This is a genomic window from Actinomadura sp. NPDC048032 (assembly GCF_040653175.1).
In the GTDB taxonomy this organism is placed as follows: Bacteria; Actinomycetota; Actinomycetes; order Streptosporangiales; family Streptosporangiaceae; genus Spirillospora; species Spirillospora verrucosospora.
Genome location: NZ_JBEZJP010000415.1, coordinates 1 through 7,302 on the forward strand (window position 1 = coordinate 1; position 7,302 = coordinate 7,302).

General features: G+C 71.9%; 5 protein-coding genes and 1 pseudogene. 4 read left to right on the plus strand and 2 right to left on the minus strand.

The window, feature by feature from the left end:
* Nucleotides 1-34 precede the first annotated feature (34 nt).
* Nucleotides 35-1,684 (minus strand): hypothetical protein, encoded by a 1,650-nt coding sequence (locus AB0C69_RS34830; protein ID WP_353832907.1) that lies wholly within the window; start codon nt 1,682-1,684, stop codon nt 35-37.
* 664 nt (nt 1,685-2,348) lie between these two features.
* Complete coding sequence (locus AB0C69_RS34835; RefSeq protein WP_360359409.1) at nt 2,349-3,584, minus strand: SAM-dependent methyltransferase; 1,236 nt, start codon at nt 3,582-3,584, stop codon at nt 2,349-2,351.
* 277 nt (nt 3,585-3,861) lie between these two features.
* Between AB0C69_RS34835 and groES the strand changes: the two genes are divergently transcribed.
* The 4 genes and pseudogenes from groES to AB0C69_RS34855 all read left to right on the plus strand — a co-directional run.
* A complete protein-coding gene (gene groES, locus AB0C69_RS34840) occupies nt 3,862-4,173 on the plus strand; it encodes a co-chaperone GroES (RefSeq protein WP_200841863.1) in 312 nt (103 codons plus the stop codon).
* Nucleotides 4,174-4,258: 85 nt separating this feature from the next.
* Complete coding sequence (gene groL, locus AB0C69_RS34845; RefSeq protein ID WP_345176518.1) at nt 4,259-5,887, plus strand: chaperonin GroEL; 1,629 nt, start codon at nt 4,259-4,261, stop codon at nt 5,885-5,887.
* 286 nt (nt 5,888-6,173) lie between these two features.
* Nucleotides 6,174-6,818, plus strand: coding sequence for a sigma-70 family RNA polymerase sigma factor (locus tag AB0C69_RS34850; protein ID WP_345176830.1), 645 nt, complete (start codon nt 6,174-6,176; stop codon nt 6,816-6,818).
* Nucleotides 6,815-7,302, plus strand: a pseudogene (locus AB0C69_RS34855) (hypothetical protein); the annotation flags it as partial. The gene AB0C69_RS34850 and the pseudogene AB0C69_RS34855, both read left to right, overlap by 4 nt.

Consider the following 7,302-nt stretch of genomic DNA (forward strand, 5'->3'; position numbering starts at 1 on the left):
GGTGGGGCCCGCGCCGGCCCCACCCGGACGCTCGTCAGTCCTTGGTCTCGCGGCGGGGACGCAGCAGCGCCTCGGCGAGCGCGAGCATGGTCTCCTCCAGGGTGGACAGCCGCTTCAGCACGTCCTCGTGCACCGCGTTGACCTGCTTGGACACATCGTCGTGGACGCCGTCCACCTTCCGGCCGACCTCGTCCTCGACATGGGAGAAGCGCTTGGCGAAATCCGCCTGCGCCGCGTCGGCGCGCCGCGCGGCCTCGTCCTGCATGCTCTCCACCCGCCTCGCGAATTCGGCCTGGACGCCGCCGACCTGCCGCGCGACGTCCTCCTGCATGGTCCCGACCTGCTTGGCGACGTCGTCGTGGATGCTGCCGACCTGGCGCGTGACGTCCTGGTGGATGTCGCCGATCCGCTTGCCGAAGTCGTGGTGGACGCCGCTGACCTGCCGTGCGACGTCCTCCTGCATGGTCCCGACCTGCTTGGCGACGTCGGCGTGCACGGACTCGACGCGGCGGGAGACGATGTCGACCTGGGTGGTGAACTCCTCCAGCGCGCTGTCGACCCGCTTGGCGACCTCCTCGTGGATGTTCTCGATGCGCTTGCGGACGTCGTCGTGCACGTCCTCGAACCTGCGGGAGAACTCGTCCATGCGCTTGGCGACGTCGCTGTAGGCGGTCTCGGCGATCTGCGACATGGTGGCCTTGACCTCGTCGCGGTCGGGCCGGGCGCGCAGCTCCTCGATCAGCGGGTCGACGGCCTCGGCGAGGTGCTTCTCCAGCGCGTCGAACCGGTCGCCGTACTCGGCCGCCGGGCGCCGCGCGATCTCGGCCAGCAGCCGGTGCACCTCGGCGATCTCCAGCGTGGCGGGCAGCCGGTTGATCCGCTCGCCGAGCCCGTCGAGCCGCCCGTCGACGCTCTCGAACCGGCCGTCCAGCCCGCCCAGCTTGCCCGAGACCCCTTCGAGGCGCCCGTCGACGCCGTCCAGCCGCCCGTCGAGCCCGTCGAGGCGGCCGCCGACGCCCTCGACCCGGCCGTTGACCGCCTCAAGACCCTGCTCCATGCGCTCGGCCATCTCGCCGAGCGCCTGGTCGACCCGTGAGGTGACCCCGTTGACGGAGTGTTCGAGCCGCTCGGACCGGTGGCCGAGCTCCGCGAGCGACTTGTCGAGCCGGTTGAAGCGGACGGACGCGGCCTCCATGCTGCCCTGGAGCTTGTCCAGCCGCTTGGTCATCTCGTCCATGCGCTGCGACGCCTGCTGCGTGGCGTCGGTGATCTGCTGCGCGGAGTCGAGGACGGCCTGGATGCGGGTCAGGCCCTCGTCGACGTTCTCGGCCACCACGCCGACGTCGGCCCACAGCGCGGGCAGCTCGGCGACGGGCTTGACCCGCTCGCCGAACGCCTCGATGTGCTCGGCCAGGCCCTCGGCCCACTCAGGGGGCTTGCCGGACAGGTCGTCGACCTGCCCGCGGACGCTCTCGATCTGTCCGGTCAGCCCGCTGAGCTCGCGCTCCCGGACCTCGCGGAGAAGCCACTCCATGCCTTCCAGGCGCTGGCGGATCTCGTCGAGGACCTGACCCTGTGAACGCTGTTCGTAGACGTGGTCCTGCGCCGCACGGGCGAGCAACTCCCGCATCCGATCCGAGACCGGTTGACCCCCCGTCTGCAGGAAGTTGTGATTCGTTTCCACCCGATGCTCCTTCGTGTGCCGGCGCGACGAAATGACGCACGGCAAATGAATCTCTGGAGTGGCCACTGTAGTGCGTGTAGAGCGCGGCCAAAACGGGTAGCAGAGAAGATTGCGAGTTCTGCGGAATGCGCCTGTTATCCGACTAGACGGGATAGCGAGATATCGCCGAATGCATGGCTGCTTTTACCACTTCAGGCATATTGTCCTTGTTGGGGGGATAGGTGGGGTGGGCGGTGGCGGGCGGCGCGGGACGGGTCCGGCGTTCCGGGTGCCGTTCTGTCCGTACATCTCGTCCAACATCGGCAGTTCCCGAACCCCGGGGACGGCCACACCCGCCCGACGCGCAGGCGTCGGGAGTGATTGCGAGGGGCGGGTTCCGGGCCTTTTCGGGAGGGCTTTAGGGGGACGGGCGTCCCGGCCGGTGAACCTGCCTTGGTGTTTTTCGCGCCCGTTGATCTCGGCGCGCCGATTCCCGCGCCGCGCCGTGCCCTTGCCGGGCAGCCGCTATCCCTGGTGCGCGCAATGCCGGAAAGCATCGATGATTTGCACCGCCATGGCGCGTCGCCTGGTCCCCCTTGGTGTTGCGCCGCCCAGTGGGAGATCTTTGGGCAGGGTTGCCGGGCGGAGCCCGTCCCGGGCGGGTCAGGCCCCGGCGACCGGCCGGTCAGGCCCCCGCGACGGGGTGCGCCAGCAGGGCGACGGGATCGCGCCCCACGCGCGTCACCACGAGGGTCAGCTCCTTGGCGCCGCGGCCCGCGCGGCGCCCGCCGAAGCCGAGGTCGCGGCGGAGCCGGTCGACGTCGACGGCGGAACCGCGCTTCTTGACGGTCAGCACGCCGATCTCGCGGCGGCGCAGTTCGGCGCGCAGCCGCTTCACGGAGAACGCCATCACGTCCTCCACCTCGTAGGCGGAGGCGAAGGGCGTCGGGCGCAGCTCGTCGGAGGTGACGTACGCGATGTGGGGGTCCGCCAAGCCGCCCCCGACCAGTTCCGCGACTTCGCCGACCAAGTGGGCCCGGATCACGGCGCCATCAGGCTCGTACAGGTAACGGCCCCACGCGCGTACGTCCGGGTCGCCGAGCCCTTGGGGGGTCATGGTCCACACCTGGGGCTCTGTTCCCGAGAGATGGGTGTCGGACGCGAGGAGAGTGGCCCGTCGACCCGCCTCCCCGGCCAGCCTGCCCAGCCACAGGGCTGCTTCCTTGACCTCACCCCCTACCGAGATCCACTCGGCCTCTGCGTCGTCCGGCACGGCCTCATGCGGGATGCCGGGCGCGACCTTCACGCAGGCCGCGGGCACCTGGCCGGCCATGGCCAGGACGACGTCGAGCGGCGGCTCATACGAACGGGGATCGAAGACACGGCCCCGCGCCGTGCGCCGCCCAGGATCGGCGAAGACCGCGTCGAACCCGGACGGGTCCTCCTCGGTGGCGTCCCCGACCCGGACGGAGGCGAGACCGTCGAGCCCGAAGACGGCCAGGTTGGCGCGGGCCACCTCGGCGGTCAGCGGGTCCAGTTCCACGCCGTCCCCGGCCAGGCCCGCGCGCGCTCGGGCGATGAGGTCGGCGCCTATCCCGCATCCGAGCTCCAGCACGCGCGCGCCGGGCGGCAGGTCCGCGAACCTTCCGGCACGGTAGGCCGCCACGCTCGCGCGCGTCGACTGCTCAAGCCCCGCCTGCGTGAAGTACATGCGGTCGGCGTCCGCCCCGAACTTGGCCCATGCCCGCTTCCTCAACCGGACCTGCGTCAGCGCGGCGGCCACGAGCGCGGGATCGTGCCGCTCCCGCAGGCGGGACGCCGTGGCGAGCAGGCCGTCCTCGCTCACGTCCGCCTCGGCCGTCTCCCTCAGGAGCGCCTGGCCGGAGGGGGTGCTCAGGGCCCGGAACGACGCGATGTCCATAGGGTGGAAGTTAGCGGCCGAGCCGGACGGCGGAGACCGGACGGCGGCCGCGGGTGAACCTCTGGAGACGGTCGCCGGGCGGGCCCGTGTCCGTGTTGACGGGGTACCGGGCACGGAATAGTCTCACGACTGGCACTCTCAAGGGTAGAGTGCCAAATACAGCGACGAAGGTCGGTCTGGCACCCGCGACGGCAGGCCGGTCCAGGGTCGCCTCTTCTGTCACATGTGCTGGTCGGTCATCCGTGGCCGGCCGAGGACCAATCGAAGGGGAGGTCAGATCGTGACGACCGCCACCAAGGTTGTTCTCAAGCCGCTTGAGGACCGCATCGTCGTCCAGCCGCTTGAGGCCGAGACCACCACCGCGTCGGGCCTGGTGATTCCGGACACCGCCAAGGAGAAGCCCCAGGAGGGCACCGTCCTTGCCGTTGGCCCGGGTCGCGTCGACGACAAGGGCGAGCGCGTCCCCGTCGACGTCAAGGTCGGCGAGGTCGTGCTCTACAGCAAGTACGGCGGCACCGAGGTCAAGTACAACGGCGAGGAGTACCTCGTCCTCTCGGCCCGCGACGTGCTCGCGGTCATCGAGAAGTAATCACCGAGACGTGATGCACCCGCCCCGGTCGGCGCCGCCTTCGGGCGGCCCGCCGGGGCGGATCGCGTGAAAGAGGAGTATCCGCATGGCGAAGATCCTGGAGTTCGAGGAGGACGCTCGCCGGGCTCTTGAGCGCGGCGTCAACGCTCTCGCGGACGCCGTCAAGGTGACGATCGGCCCGCGCGGCCGCAACGTCGTCATCGACAAGAAGTTCGGCGCGCCGACGATCACCAACGACGGCGTCACCATCGCCCGCGAGGTGGAGCTGGAGGACCCCTACGAGAACCTCGGGGCCCAGCTCGCCAAGGAAGTGGCGACCAAGACCAACGACATCGCGGGCGACGGCACCACCACGGCGACCGTCCTCGCGCAGGCGCTGGTCCGCGAAGGGACCCGCAACGTGGCGGCCGGCGCCTCGCCGCTCGCCCTCAAGCGGGGCATCGACGCGGCCGCCCAGTACGTCTCCGACCAGCTGCTGAAGTCGGCCCGCGAGGTCGAGGAGAAGGGCGAGATCGCGCACGTCGCGACCATCTCCGCGCAGGACCCGCAGATCGGCGAGCTGATCGCCGAGGCGTTCGAGAAGGTCGGCAAGGACGGCGTCATCACCGTCGAGGAGGCCCACACGATGGGCCTCGAACTGGAGTTCACCGAAGGTCTCCAGTTCGACAAGGGCTACCTGTCGCCGCACATGGTCACCGACCACGAGCGCATGGAGGCCGTCCTGGAGGACGCCTACGTGCTGATCGTGGACGGCAAGATCTCCAACGTGCAGGAGTTCCTGCCGCTGGCCGAGAAGGTCGCCCAGACCAAGAAGCCGCTGCTCGTGGTGGCCGAGGACGTCGAGGGCGAGGCGCTGGCGCTGCTCGTCGCCAACAAGATCCGCGGCACCTTCCTGTCCGTCGCGGTCAAGGCGCCCGGCTTCGGCGACCGCCGCAAGGCGATGCTCGGCGACATGGCCACCCTGACCGGCGGCCAGGTCGTCAGCGAGGCGATCGGCCTCAAGCTCGACTCGATCGGGCTGGAGGACCTCGGCCGCGCTCGCCGGATCACCGTCACCAAGGACGCCACCACCATCGTCGACGGCGAGGGCTCGGCGGACGAGGTCACCGCCCGGATCAACCAGATCAAGGTGGAGATCGAGAACAGCGACTCCGACTGGGACCGCGAGAAGCTGCAGGAGCGCCTGGCCAAGCTGGCCGGCGGCGTCTGCGTGCTGCGCGTCGGCGCCGCCACCGAGGTGGAGCTGAAGGAGAAGAAGCACCGCCTGGAGGACGCCATCTCGGCGACCCGCGCGGCGATCGAGGAGGGCATCGTCTCCGGCGGCGGCAGCGCCCTGGTGCACGTCGCCAAGGAGGGCTTCGGCGCCCTCGGCCTGTCCGGCGACGAGGCGACCGGCGCCGAGGCGGTCCGCCGCGCGCTGCCCGAGCCGCTGCGCTGGATCTCCGAGAACGCCGGCCAGGAGGGCTACGTCGTCGTCTCCAAGGTGGAGGCGCTGCAGGCCGGGCACGGCTACAACGCCGCCACCGGCGAGTACGGCGACCTGATCGCCCAGGGCGTCATCGACCCGGTGAAGGTCACCCGCTCGGCGGTCACCAACGCCGCCTCCATCGCGGGCATGCTCCTCACCACCGAGGCGCTCGTGGTCGACAAGCCGGAGGAGGCCGACGAGGCCGCCGGCGGCGGCCACGGCCACGGCCACGGTCACGGCCACTGAGATCGGCCGACCGGCGGGCTCGTCCCGTCCGGGGAGCGTAGGCGAGGCCCCCGTCCGTCCGGGCGGGGGCCTCGCCGCGTCACGGCCGGGTGGCCGTCCCGCCGCCGGAGAAAGCGCGTCTTCGCCCGCAGAAGTCCGCCACGCCCGGCAGCGCGATGACCACGACGCGTGATAACTCCAGGTTCGCTCCCGCACTGTGACCATTCCGTTGTAGACGACAGTGGAGACACGCCCGGGGGTGCTGGGCATCATGCTTGACGTGACCGAGGGAAGCTTCGCCGGAACCATGGCCGCGCGTGCTGCCGACCCCTCGAACGGGCCCGCCCCTCCCGCCCCCCGTTCGGCGCGGGCGCTGCGCGCCGCCGACGCGGGCGACGGCGACCTCAGGGAGCTGACCCATCTCGCCGTGCAGGGCGACCCGGGCGCCATCGAGGTCCTCATCGCCGAGGTGCGGCCCATGATCGTCCGGTACTGCCGGGCCCGGCTCGGCCGGGTCTCCGGGCAGTACCACATCGCCGACGACGTGGCGCAGGAGGTCTGCATCGCCGTCCTGTCGGCCCTGCCCCGCTACCGGGACATGGGCCGGCCGTTCGCGTCCTTCGTCTTCGGCATCGCCGCGCACAAGATCGCGGACGCGCTGCGCAGCGCGGTCCGCGCCGCCGTCCCCACCGAGGACCTGCCGGACGGTCCGGACGACCGCCCGGGCCCCGAGGAGACGGTGGTCCGCTACATCGAGGCGCAGCGCGCCCGCGACCTGCTCACCCGGCTGCCCGAGCACCAGCGCGAGCTGGTGCTGCTGCGGGTCGTCGCGGGCCTGTCGGCGGAGGAGACCGGTAATGTGCTGGGCATGTCCGCGGGGGCGGTACGGGTCGCGCAGCACCGGGCCCTGGCCCGGCTGCGCGCGATGGCCAGAGAGGAGTCGATCGCTTGACGGAGCGCGGCCCCCTCACCGGCCTGCGGGGCGCCCCGGATCCGGACGACCCCGCCCGCCGCGGCGACGCCCCGGCGCAGGCGCCGCGGTCCCGTCCGCCTGCCGTCCCGCCCGTGGACCTTTCCGCGGTCCGGCGGACCGACGCGCTCTTCGAGTCGCTGGCGGCCCGGGGCGCTGCCGGTTCCGCCGCTCCTGGTGAGAGCCCCGGCGAGGCCCGGGCCGAAGCCCGCCCCGCCGTCCCGCAGGACGACGACCGCGACCCCGCGGAGCCCTCCGACGACCGCGACCCTGCGGTGCGGCTCCTGCGCGCCCTGATCGTCGACGTCGACGACCCGGCCTGCGACGCCCCCGAACCGCCGGCCCCGTCGGGGCCCGGCCCCCGCCGCCGCGGGCCGCGCACCATCGTGGCCCTGGGCGTGGCCGGCGCCGTCCTCGCCAGCAGCGGCGTCGCGGCCGCGGGCGGCGGCGCCGCCGAACGCACCAC

Coding starts and splice junctions, on each gene's coding strand:
- AB0C69_RS34835 (WP_360359409.1), bottom strand. CDS start 3,584: ATGGACATCGCGTCGTTCCGGGCCCTGAGCACCCCCTCCGGCCAGGCG.
- groL (WP_345176518.1), top strand. CDS start 4,259: ATGGCGAAGATCCTGGAGTTCGAGGAGGACGCTCGCCGGGCTCTTGAG.
- AB0C69_RS34850 (WP_345176830.1), top strand. CDS start 6,174: ATGGCCGCGCGTGCTGCCGACCCCTCGAACGGGCCCGCCCCTCCCGCC.